General features: G+C 42.8%; 22 protein-coding genes and 1 pseudogene. All 23 read right to left on the reverse strand.

The annotated features are described in order from the left end of the window. Positions 1 to 34 precede the first annotated feature (34 nt). The 23 genes and pseudogenes from FFL34_RS03440 to FFL34_RS03545 all read right to left on the reverse strand — a co-directional run bounded on the left by FFL34_RS03440 (position 35) and on the right by FFL34_RS03545 (position 24,484). Entirely contained in the window at positions 35 to 139 is a 105-nt protein-coding gene (locus FFL34_RS03440) for a MetS family NSS transporter small subunit (protein ID WP_138601481.1), read from the reverse strand. Continuing rightward, positions 140 to 1,666 carry a sodium-dependent transporter gene (locus FFL34_RS03445; protein ID WP_138601484.1) on the reverse strand — a complete coding sequence of 509 codons (1,527 nt, stop codon included), beginning with the start codon at positions 1,664 to 1,666 and terminating at the stop codon, positions 140 to 142. A 263-nt stretch (positions 1,667 to 1,929) separates the two neighbouring features. Next, positions 1,930 to 2,721, reverse strand: coding sequence for a sporulation protein YunB (gene yunB, locus FFL34_RS03450; RefSeq protein ID WP_234031414.1), 792 nt, complete (start codon positions 2,719 to 2,721; stop codon positions 1,930 to 1,932). Between the two features lie 137 nt (positions 2,722 to 2,858). Continuing rightward, positions 2,859 to 3,161 (reverse strand): YunC family protein, encoded by a 303-nt coding sequence (locus FFL34_RS03455; RefSeq protein ID WP_138601487.1) that lies wholly within the window; start codon positions 3,159 to 3,161, stop codon positions 2,859 to 2,861. Positions 3,162 to 3,234: 73 nt separating this feature from the next. Next, positions 3,235 to 4,632, reverse strand: a complete 1,398-nt coding sequence (locus FFL34_RS03460; RefSeq protein WP_138601490.1) for a bifunctional metallophosphatase/5'-nucleotidase — start codon at positions 4,630 to 4,632, stop codon at positions 3,235 to 3,237. Between the two features lie 14 nt (positions 4,633 to 4,646). Beyond that, positions 4,647 to 5,435: a sulfite exporter TauE/SafE family protein gene (locus FFL34_RS03465; RefSeq protein WP_138601493.1), complete on the reverse strand. Its 789-nt coding sequence runs from the start codon at positions 5,433 to 5,435 to the stop codon at positions 4,647 to 4,649. A gap of 224 nt (positions 5,436 to 5,659) precedes the next feature. Further along, a complete protein-coding gene (gene sufB / locus FFL34_RS03470; protein WP_138601496.1) occupies positions 5,660 to 7,057 on the reverse strand; it encodes a Fe-S cluster assembly protein SufB in 1,398 nt (465 codons plus the stop codon). Positions 7,058 to 7,173: 116 nt separating this feature from the next. Continuing rightward, complete coding sequence (gene sufU / locus FFL34_RS03475; protein ID WP_138601499.1) at positions 7,174 to 7,608, reverse strand: Fe-S cluster assembly sulfur transfer protein SufU; 435 nt, start codon at positions 7,606 to 7,608, stop codon at positions 7,174 to 7,176. Further along, complete coding sequence (locus FFL34_RS03480; RefSeq protein WP_138601502.1) at positions 7,598 to 8,818, reverse strand: cysteine desulfurase; 1,221 nt, start codon at positions 8,816 to 8,818, stop codon at positions 7,598 to 7,600. The genes sufU and FFL34_RS03480 overlap by 11 nt, the downstream gene beginning before the upstream one ends. Then, positions 8,818 to 10,128 carry a Fe-S cluster assembly protein SufD gene (gene sufD, locus FFL34_RS03485; protein WP_138601505.1) on the reverse strand — a complete coding sequence of 437 codons (1,311 nt, stop codon included), beginning with the start codon at positions 10,126 to 10,128 and terminating at the stop codon, positions 8,818 to 8,820. Before sufD ends, FFL34_RS03480 begins: the two co-directional genes overlap by 1 nt. Positions 10,129 to 10,146: 18 nt before the next feature. Beyond that, the gene (gene sufC, locus FFL34_RS03490) at positions 10,147 to 10,932 is read right to left on the reverse strand and encodes a Fe-S cluster assembly ATPase SufC (RefSeq protein WP_138601508.1); all 786 of its coding nucleotides are present in this window, start codon (positions 10,930 to 10,932) and stop codon (positions 10,147 to 10,149) included. A 313-nt stretch (positions 10,933 to 11,245) separates the two neighbouring features. Further along, a pseudogene (gene argH / locus FFL34_RS03495) lies at positions 11,246 to 12,648 on the reverse strand (argininosuccinate lyase). Next, positions 12,645 to 13,907, reverse strand: coding sequence for an argininosuccinate synthase (locus tag FFL34_RS03500; protein WP_138601511.1), 1,263 nt, complete (start codon positions 13,905 to 13,907; stop codon positions 12,645 to 12,647). The pseudogene argH and the gene FFL34_RS03500 overlap by 4 nt, the downstream one beginning before the upstream one ends. Before the next feature lie 46 nt (positions 13,908 to 13,953). Next, entirely contained in the window at positions 13,954 to 14,916 is a 963-nt protein-coding gene (gene argF, locus FFL34_RS03505; protein WP_138601514.1) for an ornithine carbamoyltransferase, read from the reverse strand. A 188-nt stretch (positions 14,917 to 15,104) separates the two neighbouring features. Further along, on the reverse strand, positions 15,105 to 16,034 hold the full coding sequence (locus tag FFL34_RS03510) for a fumarylacetoacetate hydrolase family protein (RefSeq protein ID WP_138601517.1): 930 nt from the start codon (positions 16,032 to 16,034) through the stop codon (positions 15,105 to 15,107). 174 nt (positions 16,035 to 16,208) lie between these two features. Beyond that, a complete protein-coding gene (locus FFL34_RS18130) occupies positions 16,209 to 16,379 on the reverse strand; it encodes a hypothetical protein (protein ID WP_171046251.1) in 171 nt (56 codons plus the stop codon). A 260-nt stretch (positions 16,380 to 16,639) separates the two neighbouring features. Further along, positions 16,640 to 16,948, reverse strand: a complete 309-nt coding sequence (locus FFL34_RS03515; protein ID WP_138604656.1) for a thioredoxin family protein — start codon at positions 16,946 to 16,948, stop codon at positions 16,640 to 16,642. 19 nt (positions 16,949 to 16,967) lie between these two features. Continuing rightward, entirely contained in the window at positions 16,968 to 17,321 is a 354-nt protein-coding gene (locus tag FFL34_RS03520; protein ID WP_138601520.1) for a toprim domain-containing protein, read from the reverse strand. Positions 17,322 to 17,553: 232 nt separating this feature from the next. Next, positions 17,554 to 17,937 carry a glycine cleavage system protein GcvH gene (gene gcvH, locus FFL34_RS03525; protein ID WP_138601523.1) on the reverse strand — a complete coding sequence of 128 codons (384 nt, stop codon included), beginning with the start codon at positions 17,935 to 17,937 and terminating at the stop codon, positions 17,554 to 17,556. A 78-nt stretch (positions 17,938 to 18,015) separates the two neighbouring features. After that, on the reverse strand, positions 18,016 to 18,378 hold the full coding sequence (locus FFL34_RS03530) for an arsenate reductase family protein (RefSeq protein ID WP_138601526.1): 363 nt from the start codon (positions 18,376 to 18,378) through the stop codon (positions 18,016 to 18,018). 115 nt (positions 18,379 to 18,493) lie between these two features. Continuing rightward, positions 18,494 to 20,278: an acyl-CoA dehydrogenase family protein gene (locus tag FFL34_RS03535; RefSeq protein WP_138601529.1), complete on the reverse strand. Its 1,785-nt coding sequence runs from the start codon at positions 20,276 to 20,278 to the stop codon at positions 18,494 to 18,496. Between the two features lie 609 nt (positions 20,279 to 20,887). Then, on the reverse strand, positions 20,888 to 22,063 hold the full coding sequence (locus FFL34_RS03540; protein WP_138601532.1) for an acetyl-CoA C-acetyltransferase: 1,176 nt from the start codon (positions 22,061 to 22,063) through the stop codon (positions 20,888 to 20,890). A 21-nt stretch (positions 22,064 to 22,084) separates the two neighbouring features. Further along, positions 22,085 to 24,484: a 3-hydroxyacyl-CoA dehydrogenase/enoyl-CoA hydratase family protein gene (locus FFL34_RS03545; protein WP_138601535.1), complete on the reverse strand. Its 2,400-nt coding sequence runs from the start codon at positions 24,482 to 24,484 to the stop codon at positions 22,085 to 22,087. Between the last annotated feature and the right edge of the window lie 75 nt (positions 24,485 to 24,559).

Here is a 24,559-nt window from a genome sequence, read left to right on the forward strand (position 1 = left end):
CCTATACCTGATCAGGTATAGGCTCAAAACTTATTTAGCGATTCTTAGCATTTTTTACGGCATTGGTAATACTTGCGGCCAATCCACCCCAAATAATCAGCATGGAGATAATCATAAAGGCTATTGCTCCACCGGTCATTTACTTCGCCTCCTTAGTAGATTCGTTCGTATTTTTGGAACCTTTCCATTTGATCAATGTCATGATAATACCAATCAACAACGCACCTACAGCAATAAACCAGCCACCATACAAGATAAATGCATCCGGGTAATTCGCATAATTCCCTGTATCCGTATCAAACTGCTTCAAGATGTTTGTTTTAAATAAATCAAACATCGTATAGCCCAGCACAATCGGTGTGATGACACTCAAGCTGAACGTCCACCAACCGCCGAGTCTAATATCAGAAATTTCATTGGCATGGTCCTTGAATTCTCCAAGCTTACGAAGTACCCAAGCAACAAACACGACTTCAACTAAACCAATAAAGGCAACACCAAATTGGTTAATGAAATAATCTGCCGCGTCAAGGAAGTTCAAACCACCTCGTGTCGCAAATATCAGCGAAACTAATGCTGCAAATCCACCACCGAACAACACTGCTTTTGCACGGGAAATTTTAAACTTATCGATGAGACCAGCAACATAAGTTTCAATAATTGATATCAACGACGAAAGCCCGGCTAAAACAAGTGACGCAAAGAATAAAAATCCGAATAACTCATTAAGCGCAGGAAATTTATTGATAATTTGAGGGAATACCATGAATGCTAAACCAACTCCCCCTTCGACAACTTTATCAACCGGAACGCCTTCCTGCGCAGCCATAAAACCTAATACCGAAAAGACGCCTATCCCACAAAGCAGTTCAAAACTGGAGTTGCCAAATCCAACAATGAAGGCGTTATTTGTTAAATCTGACTTTTTAGGTAAATAACTAGAATAAGTAATCATTATTGCAAATGCAATGGACATACTAAAGAATATTTGGCCATATGCGGCAACCCAAACTTGCCCATCCATTATGGCACTTAAATCAGGCGTGAAGAACGCGTTCAATCCTTCGAAAGCACCTGGCAGCGTAATAGCACGAATTACAATGATTAAAAACACGACCACCAATGTAGGAATGAAAATGCGATTTGCCATTTCAATACCCTTTTTTACGCCTTTATAAAGAACGCCTAAAACAATTAACCAAACAATAATTAAAGGTATAAGAACACCTGGGACGAAACCTCCAAACTCACCTGGAGCTGTAACTTGCAAATAGTCTCCTGTTAAAAATCCTGGTGTATCCGTGCCCCAGCTTAAGTTGAGGGAAAATATAGAATAGGATATTGCCCAGGCAATGATGACAGAGTAATAGGTCGAAATGACGAATGCGATTAACACGCCCCACCAGCCAATCCATTCGCTTTTTTTGTTCATTCTGCTGTAGGTCAATGGTGAAGAGCCACGGTATTTATGACCCATGGTGAATTCCATAATTAAAATCGGAATACCTGCTGTCAACAACGCAATAAGGTAGGGAATCATAAATGCTCCTCCACCATTTTCATATGCAGTTGCCGGAAAACGCCAAATGTTGCCCAGTCCGACCGCAGAACCTATTGCTGCTAAAATGAAACCCGCTCTTGTCCCCCATTGAGAACGATTTTCCATTTTCCAGACCTCCCTTTAAGACGTTTGCTGCTAAATTCTTAGCAGCGAATAGTCTTTATAATGTTTATTCTTTTCTGACATCTATGGTTGTATTATAACGGTACTTCTTCACTATGTCAAAGGTTCTACTTCAATATTTAGAAGTAACTGAAACTTAATTTTCAAAGAGAGATTTCGGCTGAAGAGTAAGCTTGGGGCGGTAATAAAAGTCAAATAATAATCAGTGGAGAAATAAAATCCCCCACTGATTGAGTTTCACTTGATTACTTATCCCTTGTTAAGTCATCTTTCGGTACGGAAATAGATGGATTTTCACTATTACCGCCACCATAAAATTCTGGTATATCACCCATCAGTGCACCACCATCAATATAAATTTCTGTACTGACGGTGGCGGTATCCGTTGTAAACGGAACAATCACTTGCACGTCCGCCTCGACTTCCACATACAATGACACCCACGAACCATTCAGTCCAAGGGGTTCTTCTTCACGCTTGACATTCGTCTGTACATTACCGATAAACTCAAAATTGACCGGAATCTTTGGTCCTAAATTAGCTAAAATCGAATTGCCGGTTGCCTGGCCAATCGGAACTTCCACTACGGTCGGATCTTTTCGTGGCAAGTTTTCTGTTGTATCCTCGAATTCTTCCGGTTCAAAGAGTGAATTCTGATAATCTGGCGGTTCGCCGGTGTTCATATACCGAAAGTATTCTTCCACACGATCGGTTGCTACCCTGTTTATTTCACTAACAATGGCAGAATTCCAGTTGTATGTAGCAACATTGCCGTCATTACTATATGTAATGTTTAATAAATCATCGTAATTATAATTTTCAGCGAACCGGACTGCTGTATTGATTCCTCGAGTGGCGAATTCGGTCGTTTTTTTTTCAGCAATTTCCATTAGCGTTGGTTTAATACCTTTATCAATGATGACAATACTCAAAAAAATCATCAACACAAACAATACTAGCGTTATAACCAAGACGTTCTTAACGGAGAGCGGCTTGCTGGTAATTTTTTTTCTGCTGAATCCCATTCGCTTTCGCACACGGAACCCCCCTCTGAAACAGCATATGCTTGTTCCAGGGGGTTAGAATAAGATATTTACGGTCTATTTGCGGGAAGTTCTAAGTTAATTAATCGTGGAAGCTGAGGAGGTATATATGACGGGGAACGGCCAATCATCTAAGTTAGTTTCATCAAGGCTTCCTTTCCGGTTATTCCCGGCTCCCAGCCGTACGCACTTGATGCATTCGTTACCTTTTCGAGTGGCGCATCTAGCAGCTGATCGATTGTTTTAACACCTCTTGCTCTGCCAGCAACTGTTTTTCTGTCCGCAAGTGCTTCATTAAAAAGATCCACATCTAATGCACCACACATGATGTAGCCGATATCATTGGAGACGACTAATAAATTAGTTTTAGGAAGTTTCACCGTTACAGCTGTAAAATTCATTCCATCCATTTCTATCGGGGTTACCGTTACCATTTTTCAATAAGCCTCCCTTACATTCTTTATCATAAGCTATGCAAAGGAATGGTTTTTTGTCACCGAATTTTTGTTAGCTGCTAAAATAAGTCCTTAGTGTGTAGGTTAGTAAATCCCTCAAAAATTCGGGCAAGAAGTAACGCTTCACCTCGGATCTGGAAACCTCCGGCAGCAATCGACCAAATGTGAACGTATCAGCCGTCGCGATATGATATGTTTTATTAGACTTCAATGGCTCCCCTTGATATCTAATCGACCGGACAGATGCATTACCATCTTCCCTAACAACCGTCTCGACATCCAGTCCTGAAAAAATCATTTTACCTATGACCTCACCCCGGAATCCAAATCCTTTCAGTTTCAGTTCCGTTAAGTCTCTTGTCAGACACGCGCGAATAACTTCTGTTAGTTCATCGCCGTCCAATTCAACAACACAAGGGTTAATCGGATGAGGACAGATACGGTGGACATCTTTACCGCTAACATCACCCGCGGGCAATCCGTCCAATAAAACACCTGCATTAAGTATGGCAGCATCCGCTTGCGTCCAATGTTTCATTACATCCGTCAGTTTTTGCATTAATTCAGTGTGCTGGAACCATTTTACTTCCAATGATTCTTTCAAGTGCGTGATTGGCTGCTCAAGTAATTGATTCGCTTCGTCGCCTAACTCACGCAACGTTTGAACCGTATTCAAATCCTTAGGCAAATGACTGACGTCGTTTGTATACGCCTCCTTCTTCAGAAGTTCCTGGTCAGAATGGTCCCATGTCAGAATGACCTCACCAGTAAATGTACAATGTTTTCCCGCTGCCGTAATCACTGTGTCATTAATGGTTTCACCAGTTCTTAATAAGTGATGGGTGTGTCCACCGATAATAATATCAATGTCATCAATTCGGCGAGCAATTTCCTGGTCTTCATTTAAACCTAAATGGGACAGAAGTATAATAATATCCGCTTCTTCTTTCACATGATGAATATATTTATCAAGTGTTTCCAGCGGATCTGAAACATACCAGTCCAAAAGCTCGTAGAAGGCATTGAACGGTGCTGTCAGTCCAATGACACCAACTCGAACACCACCAACAGACTGCATAAAGGTAACACGCTGCAACCATTCAGGTTCCTTATCCGTCAAACTGTGTAAATTGCTACAAACGACCTGGAATGTTGCCTCATTATATAACTCGTGTAAATCCTCATGAGCCATTGTGATTCCTTCATTATTGCCCAATGTCGCCAGATCATAGCCGACATCGTTCATCAACCGAACATTTGCCTTACCCATAAACGCTTCTGCAATTGGATCTACCCTATCTACATGGTCACCAATATCAACAAGCCAGCATGATTCATTTCCTTGTGTGATTTTTTCTTTTTGTTCTTTCAAATAACCGGCAACTTGAGGCCAGTTCGAAAAATTACTGTGCAAATCATTTGTATAATAAAAGTGAATTTTTTCCAGCATTTTTGTCATACTCCTTACATCAATCCTTCCATAATCAGACGGGCACCGACTAATACCAGTACAATCCGCAACACCCATTCCAGTGCATTACTTGATACTAACTGACTGACTTTTGCTCCTAGTGTGCCGCCAATTAAAGCACCCGGAATGAAAATAAGTACATATTGCCATGTGATATGTCCAAGTGCAATATGTGTGCTTGCACTTATTATACTAATAAATAAAATCATAAACATCGATGTTGCAGTGGCAATATGAATAGGTAAACCAAAAAGAACTATCATCGCTGGAACCATGATTGCACCACCACCAATGCCGAACAAGCCCGAAATCACCCCGACAGTCAATGAAATGAAAAATGCCGGAAGAACTGAAATATATTTAGCAGCTGTCCTCTCTCCTGACTGATCTAGATTTCCAGAGCGCTTTCGTTTAATAAAAAAAAGTAATGACAACAAAATCATCAATACTCCGAAATAAAGCGAGAAACTATCAGCGTGTATAAACTGGTTAAGCCACGATCCCAATATGCCACCCGGTATGCTGCCCAATAACAATAAGCCACCTATCCTATAATGAACACGGCCCTTCTTTATGTAGGCAATTGTTGATGAACAGGCAGTAAATATCATTGTAATAAGGGAAATCCCGACGATCACCTGTGGCACAGCCCACGCAAAAGCATCTATATAGTGATGCATAAATAGCATGGCCGGAATTAAAACAACACCCCCGCCCAATCCAATTAAACTGCCGGTGAATGCAGATAACACGGCAATCACCAAGCAAACAACATAAACCATCCTATCCCTTCCCTATCGCGCGTATCTTATCCCATCGTAGCACCTATAAGTAAGGAAATACACCAATCCGTTTCTCTTAAGATTCTTTCCCCATATTGAACATATTTTCAGACCGCAAAATTGATACTTCTGCATCTTTCAAAAAAAGCTCAAAAAATGAGCTCTTCAAATTTCAGTTAGAAAGAAAACCTTGATGCAGTAATGCATCAAGGTTTTAATAAAGTTTAGCCAATGGAACCTTCCATTTCCATTTTAATCAGTCGGTTCATTTCAACTGCGTATTCCATTGGAAGTTCTTTTGTGAACGGCTCAATGAAGCCCATAACAATCATCTCTGTCGCTTCTTCTTCACCAAGGCCCCTGCTCATTAGATAGAACAGCTGCTCTTCGGAAACTTTGGATACTTTCGCTTCGTGTTCCAAAGAAATATTGTTGTTATTGATTTCATTATATGGAATGGTATCTGAGGTGGACTCGTTATCCATAATTAACGTATCACATTCAATGTTGGAGCGTGCACCTGTTGCTTTGCGTCCAAACTCAACGATACCACGATACGTCACTTTTCCGCCTTGTTTAGAGATTGATTTAGATACGATACTCGATGACGTATTTGGAGCCAGATGATGCATTTTAGCACCTGCATCCTGGTGCTGACCACGCCCGGCTAGTGCGATGGACAGCGTATGACCGCGTGCTCCTTCACCACGCAACCAAACCGATGGATATTTCATCGTCAATTTTGAACCAAGGTTACCATCAATCCATTCCATTGTTGCATTTTCGCCTGCCGATGCACGTTTTGTTACCAAGTTATACACATTGTTAGCCCAGTTTTGGATTGTTGTATAACGGCAATAGGCATCTTTATGAATAAAGATTTCAACAACCGCACTATGCAGTGAATTGGTTGTGTAAACCGGTGCTGTACAGCCTTCTACATAGTGTACAGATGACCCTTCATCAGCAATAATTAGTGTACGTTCAAATTGTCCCATATTCTCAGAGTTTATCCGAAAGTATGCTTGCAGTGGTGTTTTAGCCTCAACACCCTTTGGAACATAGATGAATGAGCCCCCGGACCAAACTGCTGAATTCAGTGCGGCAAACTTGTTATCGGATGGTGGAATGACTTTACCGAAGTATTTTTTGACAAGATCTTCATTTTCTTTCAAAGCTGTATCCGTATCTTTAAAAATGATACCTAGTTCTTCAAGGTCCTCTTTAAGATTGTGGTACACAACTTCTGATTCATACTGTGCGGATACACCAGCCAAGTATTTTTGCTCGGCTTCCGGAATTCCCAGCTTATCAAATGTCTGTTTGATTTCATCGGGTACTTCATCCCATGTTTTTCCTTGACGTTCTGAAGGTTTTACATAATATACAATTTCGTCAAAGTTAAGTTCGGAAAGATCGCCGCCCCATTGTGGCATTGGTTTTTTATAAAATTTCTCCAGCGCGTTCAGCCGGTAGTCCAGCATCCACTGCGGTTCTTCTTTCATTCTTGAGATTTCTTCAACTACTTCACGTGTCAACCCTCGACCAGAACGAAACACCGAAACGTCTTTATCATGAAAGCCATACTTATAATCTTCCATTTCTGGCACTTGTTTTGCCATGAAAAATACCTCCTTTTAAAGTGTACGGATCTTCCAGTACCGGATTTCACAAGCGAAGGATACCACAAGTTTCACCCGGCGCCGGATAGCGATCTGTTACTTAAGCATTTGACTGCTTACTGTTCCTGAACACCTTTTTCCATTGCCTTCCAAGCAAGGGTTGCACATTTAATCCGAGCCGGAAATTGGGAAACGCCCTGTAATGACTCAACATCACCCATATCCAACTCTTCTGTATCCACATCCTCGCCAAGCATCATTTCTGAAAAAGCTTTCGACATTTTCAATGCGTCATCAAGCTTTTTCCCTTGAATTGCCTGGGTCATCATTGAAGCGGATGACATACTGATGGAACAACCTTCACCAGTGAATTTAGCATCCTGAACAATTCCATCTTCCACCTGCAACTGCAGTTGAATTCTATCACCGCAAGTCGGATTGTTCATATCGACAGTCAGAGCGTTGCCATCAATAGTGCCCTTGTTACGCGGATTTTTATAGTGATCCATAATGACTTGTCTGTATAGTGTATCAAGGTTGCTAAAAGACATCCCCAAAATACTCCTTCGTTTTCAAAAGTCCATCGACCAAACGGTCAATATCTTCTTCCGTGTTGTACAAATAAAAACTTGCCCGGGCTGTTGCAGATACATCCAGCCATTTCATTAGAGGTTGTGCACAGTGATGACCAGCGCGCACTGCGATTCCTTCAGCATCAAGTACTGTTGCTGCATCATGCGGGTGAACATCATCAAAATTAAATGTGACTAGTGCTGCCCGTTTTTCCGGCCCATAAACAGTTATACCATCTATTGTACGTATTTTTTCCATCGCGTAGTCAGCCAATCTCTGTTCATGTGCTAGAATATTATCCATTCCCACTTCATTCAAGAAGTCAATGGCTGCACCCAAGCCGATGGCACCGGCAATGATTGGCGTGCCACCTTCAAATTTCCATGGGAGCTCTTTCCACGTTGCATCATAAAGGTCGACGAAGTCAATCATTTCACCACCGAATTCTACCGGTTCCATATTTTCCAGAAGTTCTTTCTTACCGTATAATACCCCAATTCCGGTCGGTCCACACATTTTATGTCCTGAAAAGGCATAAAAATCACAATCCATATCCTTGACATCCACTTTCATGTGTGGTGCTCCCTGCGCACCATCCACTACAATGACCGCACTGTGTTCATGGGCAATTTTTGCCATTTCTTCCACAGGGTTAACCGTACCAAGCACATTTGATACATGTGTGATGGCTACGATCTTCGTGTTTTCTGTCACTATTGCTCGTGCATCTTCCAATGAGATCGTTCCATCATCCTGAAGTGGGATATATTTCAAGGTTGCACCAGTTGCTTTCGCTGCCTGTTGCCAAGGGATGAGGTTACTGTGATGTTCCATCGGTGTAATTACAATTTCATCCCCCTGTTTCAGATTGGCCCGTGCATAACTGTATGCAACCGTATTAATTGATGTTGTTGTACCACGGGTAAAAATGATTTCAGCTGTACTTCTTGCATTCAGGAAGTTACGAACCTTTTCCCGAGCACCTTCATATTGCTCTGTAGCACGCGAACCTAGTGTGTGTACACCACGATGCACATTAGAATTTGCCTTTTTGTAATAGGTATCAACCGCTTCAATTACTGTCCTCGGTTTTTGTGAAGTGGCTGATGAATCGAGATATACTAAAGGATGCCCATTAATTTCTTCATGCAAAATCGGGAACTCTTGTCGTATAGCCTGCACATCCATCAATATACCTTCCTTTCAATCACCTGACTCAGCTGATTTTTCACGGATTCAATCGGTAATTGATTTACAACCGGTGCGAGAAAACCGTGAATAATCAAGCGTTCAGCTTCAGTCTGGGTGATTCCCCGACTCATTAAATAATATAATTGAATAGGATCAACCCGTCCGACAGATGCTGCGTGCCCCGCTTCCACATCATCCTCATCTATTAAAAGAATTGGATTGGCATCACCACGTGCTTTTTCACTGAGCATTAACACACGTGATTCCTGTTCGGCATTCGATTTTTTTGCACCGTGTTCTATTTTGCCAATCCCGTTAAATATGGACGTAGCACTACCTTTCATGACACCGTGCTGTAAAATGTGCCCTTCCGATTCTTTACCGAAGTGAACAATTTTCGCGGTGAAATTCTGTGACTGCTTGCCGCGCCCGACTGAAACTGTCTTGGCATTGGAAACAGCATTTTCTCCAATTAAATGAGTGATATTTTCAGATACCGTGTTACCGTCGTTCATTTGTCCCAGTGCCCATTCAATACGAGCATCACGGTATGCGACACCACGGCGGTTGATATAAGTGGTCGTGCCTGCCGCGAAATTGTCGACACCACCAAAGGAAATTTGCGCATTATCATGGGCAATAACTTCAGTTACAATATTTGATACTGTTTCCTGCTCTTCATTTTGAGAAATATAATTTTCAACGTATGTTAGCGAACTGTTATCTTCTGCTACTACGAGTACATGGTTAAACATGGCCGTTTCCGGATCTTCCTGCCAGAAAATAACCTGTAGCGGTTCCTCAACTTGAACATTCTTAGGAACGTACACAAACACTCCGCCATTCATCAAGGCTGCATGCAATGCGGTAAGCCGGTGTTCATCAACTGCAACCCCATCTTTCATGTAATAACGTTTAACTAAATCCCCATGTTCTCTCAGTGCGGTGAAAATATCAGTAAAAATAACACCCTTATCCTTCAACTCCTGTTTCAAGGAGGCAAAAGCAACCGTATGATTTCGCTGTATAAGCAAATTTTCAGGTGCATTATCTACATCAAGAAATTCCTGAATGTCCGCCGGCAAGTGATCTAACGATGTTAATTTACCAGCCTCAGGAGCATCATGCTTGAAATGGCTAAAATTCCATTTATCTATTTTTGTTTTATCTGGCTTCGGCATTTCCAGGGAATCAGCTTGTTCTAAAGCTTGAAGGCGTAAATCCCGCATCCATTCAGGTTCGCTTTTTTCCTGTGAAAACTGGCTGATATAGTCTTTATTGTATGGCAGCTTTGTGTCAACAGTCATATTACCCCTCCTAGCTTTTTAGACTTCCTGCTCTGCTGTTTTTTCTTCAATTCCCAGTTCTTCCTTGATCCAGTCATAGCCTTCAGATTCAAGTCGTTGTGCCAATTCTGGGCCTCCAGATTTAACAACACGGCCTTGCATCATGACATGAACCTTATCCGGTGTAATATAGTTAAGCAAACGCTGATAGTGTGTAATAATCAAGCAACCAAATTGTTCGTCACGCAGTTTGTTTATCCCTTTGGAAACAACTTTAAGTGCGTCGATATCCAATCCGGAGTCAATCTCATCAAGAATGGCAATTTCCGGTTTAAGAAGCATTAATTGCAGAATTTCGTTTCGCTTTTTCTCACCACCGGAGAACCCTTCATTCAGATAGCGTTGTGCCATGTTTTTATCTATTTCAAGATAGTCAAGCACTTCATCCATCTCTTTAATAAACTTCATAAGGGAAATTTCATTGCCTTCCTCGCGGCGTGCGTTGATGGATGAACGCAGGAAGTCAGATGTCGTTACACCGCTAATTTCACTTGGATATTGCATTCCGAGGAAGAGACCAGCACGGGCACGCTCATCAACCTCCATTTCCAAAACATCCTTACCATCAAGATGTATGCTTCCTTCAGTAATCTCATAGCTTGGATGACCCATAATCGCTGATGCTAGTGTGGATTTCCCTGTTCCGTTCGGCCCCATTACCGCATGGAATTCGCCACCTTCTATCGTTAGGTTTACACCTTTTAAAATTTCATTTCCTTCAATTTCAACATGAAGATTTTTAATCTCTAGTGTTGAGCCTGCCATATCGATACCTCCAATTACTGTTATATTGTTCTTATTGCATAAAATGGACCAAAGCCCATTCTCAATTTATTCTCATTATAATCTTAAATCATTTCAAATGTATTATCAACTGTGAGAGGTTGTTTACCCCAAAAAATTACTGATCTTTCATCACCTATTAGCATTTACTAGGGGTTAATATACACACTAATATGCGAAAGCAGTTTATTCAAGTGGAGTTGAAAAAGATATAATTGACTGAAGCGGTTTGCATGGGAAAAAACGTAGTACATAGAAATCCCCACAGAACATGAATCGCCGTGGGGAATTTCGTCTAATTTGGTTGCGCTTCGAACAATGTATGATTCCCCTTCAATATGCCAGCAGCTTTTTCCAGCTGTTCCTGTACACTTATCTTGGCGGTTCCGCCTGTTGAATGACGGGTGTTCACTACGGTTTCAGGATCCAGCACTTCAAAAATATCTGAATCAATCACATCCGAAAATGACTGGAATTCTTCAAATGACAAATCAAGCAAATATTTGTCATGTTGAATGCAGTATAGGACGATGCTACCTACTGTTTCATGGGACTGTCTAAACGTCATCCCTTTATTTGTCAGATAATCTGCAAGATCAGTCGCATTCGAGTAGTCCTGTCTAACTGCTTGGTACATTGATTCTTTTTTCACGTGCATCGTTTCAATCATTGGCGCGAATAGTCCAAGCGCTCCCTTTAATGTTTCGGCTGCATCAAACATTCCTTCTTTATCTTCCTGCATATCTTTGTTGTACGCAAGCGGGAGCCCCTTCAGCATTGTAAGCATCCCGGAAAGATGACCATAAACACGTCCTGTCTTACCGCGAACAAGTTCCGGAACATCCGGGTTTTTTTTCTGCGGCATCATGCTGCTTCCGGTACAGAATGCATCATCAAGTTCAATAAAATCAAATTCGGCACTGGACCACTGCACCAATTCTTCTGACATCCGAGATAAATGCATAGCAATCATTGATGCGTGTGATAAGAATTCCACTACAAAATCACGATCGCTAACGGCATCCAGACTGTTCTCACAAACACCGCCGAAGTCCAACTGTTTTTGAACATACTCCCGGTCAATTGGAAATGTGGTCCCTGCCAGCGCCCCTGCGCCCAGCGGTAATTTATTGATTCGCTTGAAAGAGTCCTGCAGCCGTTCCACATCGCGCTGGAACATAAAGACATAGGCGAGCATGTGGTGCGCAAACAGAACAGGCTGAGCCCGCGCAAATGCGTATATCCAGGCAGTATGGTATCCTGATTGTTTTGCGCTTGCTGATAAAGGGAAGTTTGAACATTAGTCAGCAACTGAATGATTTCCATAACGGTATCCCTTAAATATAAACGCATGTCAAGTGCTACTTGGTCATTCCTACTCCGTCCAGTGTGCAACTTACCCGCGACAGGACCGATTTCATCCATAAGGAGTTTTTCAACGTTCATATGAATATCTTCATGTTCCTCGAGCAATGCCGCTTCACCATTGTCGATTCTGTCCGCGACCAATTTCAGACCGTCTGCAATTCTATCAGCATCCTGCGCAGGTATGATTTCACAGGCCTTCAGCATCTTGACATGCGCTAAGCTCCCCTGGATATCATATGTCGCCAACTTTTTATCAAACTGGATAGATGCCGTGTACGTTTCCACTAACTGGTTCGTCGGTTTTGTGAATCTTCCACCCCATAGTTTCATTGTTTTAATGTTTCCTTTACTGACATATCTGTTTTAAGTTCGGTCTCGGTCTTCTCGTTGCTACCTGACTCGTTAACAGAGGAGTGAACTTTTGTCGGTAATCCCCACAACTTAATAAAACCAGTGGCTGCTTCGTGATCAAACGCATCATCTGCATTATACGTTGCCAAATCGAAGTCATAAAGTGACTGAGCGGATTGGCGGCCAATTACATAAGCGTGACCTTTAAATAATTTCATTTTAACGGTACCAGTCACATATTGCTGTGTCTCTTCAATAAATGCTCTGAGCGCATTCGTTAAAGGAGAATACCATAAGCCATCATAAACCATTTGTGCAAACTTCTGCTCAACGACCGGTTTAAAATGGGCTGTTTCACGTGTTAGTGTCAATGACTCTAATTCCTGATGAGCTGCTAGTAGAACTGCTGCTGCCGGCGCCTCATAAATTTCCCTTGATTTAATACCCACAAGACGGTTTTCCACATGGTCAATACGTCCAACACCGTGTTTACCAGCAATCCCATTTAATTCCGTTATCAATTCCGCGAGTGGGAATTCACTGCCATTCAGTGAAACAGGCTTACCTTGCTCAAAAGTTATCTCGACAACTTCCGGTTCATCCGGAGCTTGAAGCGGATCGTTCGTTAGTTCGTATGCGTCTGTTGGCGGCTCTATCCATGGATTCTCAAGAATACCACATTCATTGCTGCGTCCCCACAGATTTTGGTCAATGCTGTATGGACTGTCTACGTTTACCGGAATCGAAATATTATGCGCCTTGGCAAAGGAAATCTCCTCTTCCCTGGACATGGACCATTCCCTTACTGGTGCCACAACATCCAACTCGGGATTTAGTCCGGAAAAAGCAACATCAAATCTGACTTGATCGTTCCCCTTTCCAGTACAACCATGCGCGACAGCTTCTGCACCCTCTTTTGCAGCGATATCCACAAGAATTTTGGCAATCAACGGTCTGGACAGTGCCGATATTAATGGATACTTCCCTTCATACAATAGGTTTGCTTTGAGTGCTGGCAACACATATTCATCCGCAAACAATGATTTGGCATCCACCACATATGATTTGATTGCACCAACCTGAAGTGCCTTTTCCTTAACCGACTCCAAATCCTTTCCTTCTCCAACATCCAGCGCCACAGCAATCACGTCATAGTTATACTGATCCTGAAGCCAGTTGACAGCAACAGATGTGTCAAGCCCCCCAGAGTATGCAAGCACAATTTTTTTCTTTTCCATTATGAATTCTCCTCTCATTTGTATCCTGTACTTATTCCGTATGTCGTCAGCCCATTAATGCAGTCATTAGAGCTTTTTGGGCATGCAGTCTGTTTTCTGCCTGCTGAAAAACAATCGATTGTTTACCATCAATGACATCTGACGTTACCTCTTGCCCCCTATGTGCGGGAAGACAGTGCATAAAAACGGCATCCTTTTTTGCAAACGTACACAGTGACTTATTCACCTGGAACTCGGCAAACACTTTTTCACGAGCTGATTGTTCTTTTTCCTGCCCCATGCTTGCCCAGACATCTGTATAAATGACATCAGCCTGCTGTACGGCTTGCTGTGGGTCCGTCGTCAATTCAATGCGGGCTCCCGTTTTGGCAGCAATTTTAGCAGCGTTTTGAACGATTTCAGCATCTGGTTCATATCCTTCCGGTGTAGCAACACTAATTGACATACCAGTCATTGCAGCACCAATCAGCAATGAGTGCGACACATTATTTCCATCACCAATATGGGCGAGTTTGACATTCTTCCAGTCGCCTTTCACTTCACGAATAGTCTGCAAATCCGCTAGCACCTGGCAGGGATGATATTTATCTGTAAGCCCATTTATGACCGGGACGTTTGCATGTGCGGCTAATGCTTCAACCGATTCATGTGTATACGCGCGAATCATGATGCCATCAATATACCTAGATAAAACGTTAGCCGTATCGGAAAGACTTTCCCCCCTGCCTAGCTGGAGATCGTTTGCATTAAGAAATATACCTGCACCCCCCAGCTGGAAAATACCTGTCTCAAAAGAAATACGTGTCCTTGTCGATGGTTTTTCGAACACCATACCCAGCGTTTTTCCTTTTAAAGGCTGCTCATTAATCCCTGCTTTTCGCATTGTTTTCATCTCATCAGCTAAGTTAAGAAGATATACCAATTCTTCACTGTTAAAGTCACTAATAGTAAGAAAATTCTTACCTTTAAGCTGTTGGTGAACACTTGCCTGTTTGACTGCGGGTCCCAACTCACACCACCTGCCCCTTCTTATATAATTCAGTATTGGTAACCAAAATTACAAAACTATTCAGATATGTGAACGAATTATATAAATAACCTGTTGTTGTATTATTATGCACTACTTTGTATATAAATTCAATAACAAAATGAAAATTTTTTTATTTTTTTCGAAAGCAGGTAATGTGAAAAAACTTGTCAATCTATCACGTTGTTTTCCAACCGACCAATATTTTCGATTTCCATGGTCACCACGTCACCATCACGCAAATACAGAGGTGAATCCATCCCCATAGCCACACCGTGTGGGGTACCAGTCATAATAAGATCTCCAGGCTTTAAGGTTATTAGCCCAGAAATAAACGCAATCAGAAACGGAACATCAAAGATCAATTTACTGGTTGAGGAAGATTGACGCACATTTCCGTTTACCAGCGACTGAATCTTTAAGTTACCTGGATCACCGACCTCGTCAGCTGTCACAATCCATGGTCCAACCGGTGTACTGCGATCTAGCGTTTTCCCCTGTAACCATTGTGGAGTGCGTTTTTGTAAGTCACGGGCAGAAGTGTCATTACCAATTGTATAACCGGCAATATAATCAAGTGCGTTTTCTCGCCTCACTTGCGATGCCACTTTTCCAATGACTGCGGTAAGCTCGACTTCATAATCCAACTTGCACGTTTTAGGTGATTTTTCAATCGCATCTTCGGGCCCAATCAGGCAATTGGCGAATTTCGCAAATAACACGGGATAATCGGGAACGTCACTTTTCATTTCAGCGGCATGCTCAGCATAATTTTTTCCAATGCAAATAATCTTGGACGGCTCGGGAACTGGAGTCAATAAATGAACATTTTCACGACTGAAACAGCTATCTTCCATATTGGTCGTCTGGACGAACGCAGCTGCTTCTTTCGCCTGGCTAATAACAAAATCCCCTGCAGCATAAAAACGGGTCGGATCGGATGGGAAAAATTGTTCCGCAGCATCTGCCAAGTCATTTTCCTGTCTGGAACGCCGCCACAAGCACCAGGCTTCCTGCATGTCGACAATTTTATCATGCAGCATGAACCCAACTCTTGGTGATGCAGCACTTTTTTTTAGTTGATAACTTAATAATTTCATCGAATGTTCCTCCAATCAATTGCAATTTGTACATATGTAAAACCTGCTATAATTATTCGTCTTTCGAATGTGATAGTCCTGCCTGCAGTAAAAAGTTAACGGCAAGCACCTTTTCATACGAGACTGTTGTATAATTAAAAGCCGGCACCCCCTTAGAGGTGCCGGCTTTCTGTATCATGAATGAATATTACTATCAATTTCGGCTATCATCTGTTTACACTGCTGGTATTCATGCTGCCGTCGTTTTTCAACGGCAATGCGTTTCTCCAGCTTTCGTTCATACTCTGCATAACCCATTTGGTGTGACTGCTGCATGGCCTTTTCCATCTCCGGTGTGTAGGCCATCTTAATTCCACTATTAATAGTGAACCATCCCTTTCAAATTGTTTACGATAATAAGAATACCACAAGGGATGTATCCGCCGCAAAACGTTTTTAGCCACTTCAAAGTGGAATGTACTTCGTATGAAACAGTGAACAGCAATTAGCTTTTATAAAACACAAGTTGCCGCTATTACCTGCCACATACTGCTGATTCGGCAAAATTTGAATACAAACCTATTAACAACAGTCATGACTTCTTGCTTGATAAAAGCAAGGTGAAATTAATCGTTATTCACAAATAATTCAGGTTTATATTTCATTAAATAACTGTAAATATTAGGTATAGAATGGAAAGCGTACACCTTTTCCTTCACTTCATTTTCGTCCTTAATCAATAAACATGGTACACTTTCTATCTTATTTTCATGCATGAAATTGGGATTTAGTGATGCATTCATTTCATAAAAGATCGTTTCCCGGTGAACCGATTCAATTTTGTCTAGCATGGTTCTTGCCAATGCACACGTGCCACACATTGGTGTATAGATGTATAAAATGTAATGCTCTTTCTGCAAATCGATGTCCTTCATCTGTTGCAATCGAATCACCCTAAGCTAAAAATATAGGATTAACTGCAATCTCTTCTCCCACAAGTGCTTCGGCCAATAGTTGAACAGGGGTTGCCGCCACTTCCCGGAACTCACTATTCACATGAATATGCCTAGCATGGGGAAGCTCGTGTGTCAGCTGCCGACGGATTTTATTGCCTGAATCATCCTCATCAACGAGAATATAAACATCCCGATTATCCAAATCATGTGTGTCAAGGAGTTCATCAAGCTTTTCAACACTTAGTGTCCCATTTGTACAAACAATTTCTGCATCATCGGTAAGTACTTTTTTGATTTGCTGCTTGTCCGTTAATCCTTCCACTATAATAACTTTTTCGCTGTCATGTGTCATTCGTATTGCACTCCTTACTTAAAGGAAACTTTTCTTAAAGAGGTTACACTTATTGGATGCGTTTTCCTGTTTTTACTATTCTTATGTCCAATCCAGCTTTTCCTATGATTGTTCAGGGGTTAATTGTTAGAAAAACTCAGGGCTGGGCTTACCTCGTCTATAATTTCGTGAGTTATAAAAAAACTGACTTGCATTAGTGACAGCAAGCCAGTCATACATCAGCAAAATAAAATTAATCCGCTTTGATCGTATCTTCGTATTGTTCGGCAGACAACAGTTGATCAAGTTCTGCTTCATCGGCCGGTTCAACAACGATCATCCAAGCTTTTTCATACGGTGACTCATTAACAAATTCAGGACTATCTTCCAATTCATCATTGATTTCGACTACTTTTCCATTTATTGGTGCGTATAACTCAGATACCGTCTTAACGGATTCCACGCTACCAAAAGGTTCGTCAGCTTGGATTTCGTCACCCACTTCAGGTAGCTCGACAAATACGATATCACCAAGTTCGTCCTGGGCAAAATCGGTTATGCCGATTCGTACTTTCCCATCTTCTTTTTTAATCCATTCATGTTCTTCTGTATACAACAAATCTTTCGGCAGGCTCATGCATATCCCTCCATTGTCATTATTACAATTATCACTTTAAGCATACTAGGTTATTAGATTTTTTTCTAGCATTATTTATTATTTTCCCAACCATTTTTCCACGAACGTCTCTTCCTTGAATCCGACCGTTACATCTTTTCCATCGGTCACAAGCGGACGTTTAATCAACATCCCGTCTGACGCAAGTAATGCCGCCATTTCTTCGGTACTTGCATCTTTAATCTGATCCTTGATATTGTGTTCACGATAGCTTTTGCCACTCGTATTGAAAAACTTCTTGGCGAACAATCCGCTTTTTGCAATAAGGTCAAGTAGTTCTTCTTTTGTCGGTGTTTCTTCGACAATATGTACACTTGTATAACCAATTTCGTGTTCATCAAGCCATTTTTTCGCCTTTTGGCACGTACCGCATTTCGGGTACCAGTAAAAAGTTAATGGCATACGCTCCCCACCTTTTCTCATTGATTACCTTCATTATAGCAAACGGACTGAGAAAAGGCATTTGGTTTTATCGATTGGAAAGCCAGACTTAGCCGCCTGGCATTTCTTTAGTGTGCTATATAACGTACTTCTCTTTCTCGATAATAGTTGCAGCAATTTCCCTTTTTTTGGCGACCACATCGATTGGTGTGTGACGCGTAAGCTTTCGTAATGATGACAGCATCATGCGCAAGGTGTCTCCAGATTCTACAGCAATCAACGTTTCTTTCGCGTCTGCTTCCATTCGGTTGAATGCTTCTTGAACGTACACTTGTGTGTAAAGCAGCTTTTGCTTGTGTTTATCCAAACCATCTTTATTCATCGCTTTTTTCGTGCGCAAAATGGCGGACTCGATGTTATACACTTCATTGACCATGTCAGCCAGATTAACGAGAAGTTCTTGCTCTTGCTCCAGCTTCTTTCCGTATTTCTGTGCGGCGATCCCAGCACCTAGCAGCACCATTTTTTTCGCGTTTTGCAGTAAATACTGTTCTTGTTCCAGCGGTGCATCACCGGGTTCTTCCGGCATCAGCATCATGAGCTCCTCCTGTAGCTGCTGTGCCTTATCAAGTAGTGGTAATTCCCCTTTCATTGCTTTTTTCATCAATGCTCCAGGGACAAGCAGACGGTTGATTTCATTTGTTCCTTCAAATATCCGGTTAATACGTGAATCACGGTACATTCTAGCTACTTCATATTCTTCCATGAAACCATAACCGCCATGTAGCTGGACGGCTTCATCAACAACATAATCCAAACATTCCGTTGCAGAAAATTTATGCATAGAACACTCTATCTGATACTCCGCAATGGCGTTTGCCACTTCCCGGCCGTCGTTCAACTGCTCTTTCGTCAGTGATCCAAGTCGCTGTTCAAACAGCCCGACTGTGCGGTATACAGCACTTTCATTTGCATAGGTTCTTGCTGCCATCGTTGCTAGCTTTTCCTTCGTTAATGAAAAACCGGATATTGGTGTTTGAAACTGTTTGCGCTCATTGACATATTTCGTCGCCACTTCAATTCCACGCTTGGATCCGCCAACACCGCCGATAGCGAGCTTATAGCGTCCCACGTTCAAAATATTAAAAGCAATTTTATGGCCTCTTCCTTTTTCACCGAGTAAATTTTCAATCGGAACTTCCGCATCTTCCAAAATCAGCGTGCGGGTCGATGAACTTTTAATCCCCATTTTCTTTTCCTCAGGCCCGGTCGACACACCGGGAAAGTCACGTTCGACAATGAACGCTGAAAAATGCTCACCGTCAATTTTGGCATAGACAATGAACACATCAGCAAACGCAGAATTGGAAATCCATTGCTTTTCACCATTCAACACATAATGCGTCCCTGCGTCATTCAATACAGCTGTCGTTTTAGCGCTTAAGGCGTCCGATCCTGAACTCGGCTCGGTCAGTGCATAAGCGGCTAACATCTCTCCTGTTGCTAGCTTTGGCAAATACTTTCCTTTCTGCTCGTCATTGCCGAAAAATACAATCGGCAATGATCCGATGCCGACATGCCCCCCATGCGTAACCGAAAAACCACCGGCACGTGCAAATTTTTCCGTAATTAATGATGAACTGACTTTATCGAGTCCCAGGCCACCGTATTCTTCCGGAACGTCTGCTCCAAGTAAGCCAAGTTCGCCAGCTTTCTTCAGAAGTTCAACCGAATACTCGAACTCATGATTTTCAAGATGTTCAAGTTTCGGCAACACCTCCCCATCGACAAAGTTGTCGGTCGTTTTGGCGATCATTTGATGTTCTTCGGTGAAATCCTCTGGTGTCGTTATATCGTCCGCTTGCACGTCATCTACCAGAAATCCCCCACCTTTAAACAACTTTTCTTTCATCTCGCTCATCAACATCGTTCCTTTCCATGTTGGAATTTTTCCAGAGCATCCTATTTCTCACGATGCTTTTTATTAAAGGCTTTTTTTGTAATCGTTGTCGCTTTTTTACGTAGTGGATATATGATGCGACATACCTTTGTATGAGTGTTAAAACGCCGCTGCGGAAATACACTTCGCTTTCCGTGGGCAGCTGATGAGCCTCCTCATGCTTACGCATTGCGGGGTCTCATATAGGCTTTTGCTCCCACAGGAGTCTCCGTGTATTTCCTCCGCTGTTTTTATTGTTTGGAGTAGGTATCGTGTCAGAAATAGGGTAGAGCCACTTTACTAGTCCGGGTAAGCGGAGGGCGGTGACTCCTGCGGGAAAAGCACGAGTCCGAAGACCCCGCAGGAAGCGGTTTTCTTCCGAGGAGGCTGAGGCCGTGCCCGCGGAAAGCATCCGCCCGGAGCGATCCCGGACGTTGATTGAAAAGTCGTCATACTTATAGAAAACACTTTAGCACTTACGTCGCATTATATGAACTTTGTGTCAAAAGCAACAACCTTTAGAAATAAAACCCTTGCATTCGCGCATGTTAATTCACGCCTTCAAATATATGGTTCAACAAGATTTGCAGCTTACATTAGTTCAAAAACACCGGCCGCGCCCATACCACCGCCGATGCACATGGTGACCACACCATATTGAACACCGCGCCGTTTCATTTCATGGATGAGCGTCAACGTCAATTTTGTACCTGTCATGCCAAGCGGGTGACCAAGTGCTATGGCTCCACCGTTTACATTAACTATTTCCGAATCCAGATCCAACGCCTGAATAACACGGACAGCCTGGGAAGCAAACGCTTCATTTAATTCGAACAAGCCAATATCACCTAACTCCAGTCCGGCCATCTTCACTGCTTTCGGTACGGCTGCGACCGGGCCGACCCCCATTATTTCCGGTTCAACACCTGCAACAGCGAAAGAATGAAATTTAGCAAGCGGCTGTAACCCTTCTGCATCAGCTTTTTCACGATCCATCACAAGCACAGTCCCGGCAGCGTCGCTCATTTGTGAGGAATTGCCGGCAGTGACTGTTCCGTTGGTAGCAAAGGCCGGCTTCAGATTGGCCAGGATGTCTTTTGTTGTTTCCGGCCGCACCCCTTCATCCATGTCAAACATGAATGACTTTTCTTCTACGCTATTTTTTTCACCGATGACGCGCTCGGTTACCTCAACAGGGACAATTTCATCCTTAAATTTCCTTTCTTCCAGCGCCTTGGTGGCACGCTGATGGCTGTGAACGGCAAATTCATCCTGCTCATCACGTGATATGCCAAAGCGTTTGGCTACCTCCTCCGCCGTATGCCCCATTTGCATATAATAACCAGGAGCATTCTGAACAAGCGTCGGGTTTGGCTTGATCACGTGACCACCCATCGGTACAAGACTCATAGATTCCGCACCACCGGCTATAATCGTATCACTGGCACCAAGCATAATGCGTTCTGCTGCGTATGCAATGCTTTGTAAACCTGATGAACAGTAGCGATTGATAGTAATACCCGGAACTTCTTTCGACAGTCCAGCAAGCCCTGCAATGTTGCGCGCCATATTCATGCCCTGCTCTGCTTCCGGCATTGCACAACCGATAATGACATCATCAATATTCCCATCATAATTCCCTGCACGTTTCAACGTTTCTTGTATCGTCAGTGCAGCCAAATCATCCGGTCTTGTATTGGCTAGTGATCCTTTGTTCGCTTTTCCTACAGGGGTTCTTGCACCTGCAACAATGACTGCTTCCTTCACAATTTCTCCCCCTTCCTGAAATTAATTACGCAATGGTTTTCCTTTTAAGAGCATGTGCTGCATACGCTGCTGGGTTAGCGGTTCACCTATTAAACTTAAGAATGCCTCCCGCTCCAGTTCGAGCATTACTTGTTCATCAATCAACGTCCCTTGTTTAATCCGTCCGCCCGACAAGACATATGCCAACTTTTCCGCAATTTTTAAATCATGATCACTTGCATATCCGCCGAACCACAAAGACTTTGCCCCGAGCAGCATGGCAGCATAACCAGCGTCCCCAACAACTGGGATTTTTTCACGTTTTGGTGCTTGATAGCCTGTTTTTGCAAGTGCCAATACTTTTTGTTTCGCATTATGAAGCAAGTGATCCGGATTTACGCTGATGGCATCGGCGCTGTCTAAATAGCCATATTCGCGTGCTTCTTCTGCCGATGTTGACACCTTGGCCATGGCAATCTTTTCAAAAACATCATTCGCAACTTTCGTGAGATCAACGTCAACACCTTTAGGTAAGTTACGGAGCTGTTTCAAATAAAGCTCTTTCGTTCCGCCGCCGCCAGGAATCAGGCCGACACCAAATTCCACGAGTCCCATATATGTCTCCGCTGATGCCTGAACGGATGCTGCAGGCAAGGAAACTTCTGCACCACCGCCGACTGTCATATTGAATGGTGCAGTGACAACAGGCTTTTCGGAGTATTTAATCGACATAGCCATGTTCTGGAACTGGCGCACGACCATATCCAGTTCAACGAAATCATCATCCTGTGCCGCCATCAGCATCATACCGAGATGAGCGCCAACACAGAAATTCTTCCCTTGGTTGCCAATGACAAGGCCTTCGTAGTTCTTATCTACTTCTTCTAATGCATCGTTTATCATTTTGATGATATCAAGGCCGATTGCATTGCCCTTTGAGTGGAATTCCAGTCCGGCAACACCGTCTCCCAAATCTATTAAACTAGCACCGGTATTCTTTTTAATAACGCCTTTTTCATCTTTTAATCGTTTTAAATTAATTTCTTTTGGGTTAAAATGCTGCAGCTTGTATGTGCCTTCATGGTAAAAATAAACATGGCCATTTTCTGTTTTATAGAAGGTCTCCTTGCCACCCTCCAGCATTTGAAGCACCCAATCCGGTACAGTCGCACCTTCTTCTTGCATACGCTCAACCGATTCACGCACACCGAGAGCATCCCACGTTTCAAACGGACCAATTTCCCAGCCGAATCCCCACTTCATCGCCTGATCGATAGCCACGATATCGTCTGCAATTTCGCCGGTTAATTCCGCCGAATAAAGCAGTGTCGGTTTCAAAATATCCCATACCAAGTCACCGGCTCTGTCTCCTTTTGCTTTTACAAGCGCTTTCAATTTCCGGTGCAGTGTTTTCTCCTGCTGCGCCATTTCCGTTGCGTTTGTTTTTAGTTTCTTGCGTTCCTCATATTCCAATGTTTTCGGATTTAGTTCATAAATCGTGCTGCCATCTTTCCCTTTTTTCTTCAAGAAAAATCCCTGACCACGCTTAGCTCCAAGCCATCCTTTTTTCTGCATTTCCAGCATAAATTCCGGCACTTTAAATACGTCTCTTTCCTCACCAGCAACTTGATCACGCACGTTATTGGCAACATGAATAAACGTATCGAGCCCTACAACATCCAGTGTCCGGAATGTCGCACTTTTCGGACGCCCGATCATTGGGCCAGTGACCGAGTCAACTTCACCGATACTGTAGCCGCCACTCAACATTTTCTGCACTGTAACCATCAAACCATATGTTCCAATCCGATTAGCGACAAAGTTTGGGGTATCTTTCGCCTCGACAACGCCTTTTCCTAAAACATCTTCGCCGAACGTCTTCATGAATGTTAATACATCCAAATCCGTCGCTTTCGTTGGGATGACTTCTAATAGCTTTAAGTACCGTGGCGGATTGAAAAAGTGTGTTCCAAGAAAATGTTTGCGAAAATCTTCTGAACGTCCCTCCGCCATGTCCTCTACAGAAATACCCGATGTATTGGAACTGACAATCGTTCCCTGGCTGCGAAACTGATCAACGACCGCATAAACCCGCCGTTTTACTTCTAGATTTTCAACTACCACTTCAATAATCCAGTCAACATCCGCAAGTTTTTGCTTATCATCTTCCATATTACCGACTTCAATTAAGTCCAAGCTCTTTTTAGATGTGATTGGTGATGGCTTTTGCTTTAATAATGCCTTTTTACTGTCAGCAGCCTTGCGATTTCGTACAGTCGGATTTTCAAGTGTCAGTCCTTTCTTTTTTTCTTCTTCTGTTAACTCACTGGGTACGATATCGAGCATCATGGTTGGTATACCTACATTTGCCAGATGGGCTGCAATCCCCGAACCCATCACACCAGAGCCTAGTACTGCGGCGCGCCTGATGGTTTGCTTCATTTTTATCCCCCTACCCTTGTTTGAATGAATACTCATTCATTTTTAGGTGATATTAGAAAAGCTCGGCATCCGCTC

Source organism: Lentibacillus cibarius (assembly GCF_005887555.1).
GTDB lineage: Bacteria > Bacillota > Bacilli > Bacillales > Amphibacillaceae > Lentibacillus > Lentibacillus cibarius.